The sequence below is a fragment of the Haematospirillum sp. H4485 genome, assembly GCF_012102745.1.
In the GTDB taxonomy this organism is placed as follows: Bacteria; Pseudomonadota; Alphaproteobacteria; order Rhodospirillales; family Rhodospirillaceae; genus Haematospirillum.
In genome coordinates this window covers 1-1,324 of the sequence record NZ_JAAVSY010000028.1, presented here as the reverse complement: position 1 = coordinate 1,324, position 1,324 = coordinate 1, and the positions used below count along the sequence as shown (strand labels likewise).

Annotated in this window: 2 protein-coding genes; one reads left to right on the top strand and one right to left on the bottom strand. The window is 55.1% G+C overall.

The window, feature by feature from the left end; translation table 11 throughout:
* Positions 1–176: 176 nt before the first annotated feature.
* On the bottom strand, positions 177–563 hold the full coding sequence (locus HEQ61_RS11045; RefSeq protein ID WP_168021465.1) for a hypothetical protein: 387 nt from the start codon (positions 561–563) through the stop codon (positions 177–179).
* A 206-nt stretch (positions 564–769) separates the two neighbouring features.
* Between HEQ61_RS11045 and HEQ61_RS11040 the strand changes: the two genes are divergently transcribed.
* A partial coding sequence (locus tag HEQ61_RS11040) for a recombinase family protein (protein WP_168021463.1) occupies positions 770–1,324 on the top strand: 555 nt, incomplete at its 3' end.

Genomic DNA, 1,324 nt, shown 5'->3' with positions numbered 1-1,324 from the left:
TGGACCTCGGTCCAGGTCTCGCCCGTACCGTCGGTGTAGATGGCCCCATTGGCGAGTTGCAGGCACTTGATCGTTTTGGACGCGGCATTGAAGGCTTCTACTGCTACGCCGTTGTCCAGTGCGAGGAGGGGTCTGAGTAGCAACGGAGCAGAAAACCTACATAAGGATTTCGGCGGTCAACGCCAGCGATCCAATTCCTTGATCGTTTTTCTGTGGCAATTTAAGTGATGCTTCATCAGGCGGATGTCGTGGTGATAATCCTGCTCCGGACGAAACTCGTAATCCGGATCAATGTGGAATTGATTGCGGGTGAAACATTCGAAGAGATTGATGCCGTCCCGGGTGTCAATGACCTGTTCGAGACTTTTCGCCATATGGTGCAGCGGCGAACCGGGTTCTCCGGCATCTCTCATCTTGTGAAGCCACATATGGATATGCTTCAGCATGTTGGTTCGCATGTAGCTGTTCAGGAGCATGAGCGAGTGAGCAGGCGTATTTGGAACAGCAAAGCCCATTTTGTCCTCTGTCGGCAGGTCCGCGATGTCTCGGCCAATGTCTCTCATGGCGTCCGTCCGCAAGAGATTTCGCTCCACATCACATCCTCAAAAATCGTTGTTCAGCCATCGCAACAAACCCCGGTTTGATGTGACGCTGCAAAGCAGTTCGCAAAAACTCCGGACCGGCCTCCGAATTGCATAAATACCCATATAAAAACCTATAGCCGACAAACCCCGTGCCGTCTAAGTTAATATGGAAACGGGGAGCAACCATGCTGATTGGCTACATGCGAGTCTCGACCGGCGAGCAGAATCTCGATCTTCAACGCGACGAACTGGAGCGTGCCGGATGCGAGAAGATCTATGACGACGTATGTTCCGGTCGTGCCACCGAGCGGCTTGGCCTGGCGAAGGCACTTGAAATCGCTCGCACGGGTGATGCACTGGTCGTATGGAAACTCGACCGCATCGGTCGCTCGCTTGCCCATGTGGTCGGCTTGGTGGGCGATTTGCAGAAACGTGGGATCGGCCTCAAAGTTCTGACCAGTGACGTGGACACTACGACAACGGCCGGTCGCTTGGTCTTCGGCATCTTCGCAACGCTGGCAGAATTCGAACGCGATCTAATCCATGAACGCACTATGGCGGGATTGGCTGCGGCCCGCGCCCGAGGCAGGGCCGGCGGCCGCCCGCGAGTGATGACCCGCAAGAAGCTGAAGACGGCAATGGCGATGATGTCAGACCGTGATAATGCCGCACGCGATGTCGCGGCTGAACTCGGTGTGTCTTTGTCGACGCTCTATGCTTATGTCGATGCGAAGGGAAAT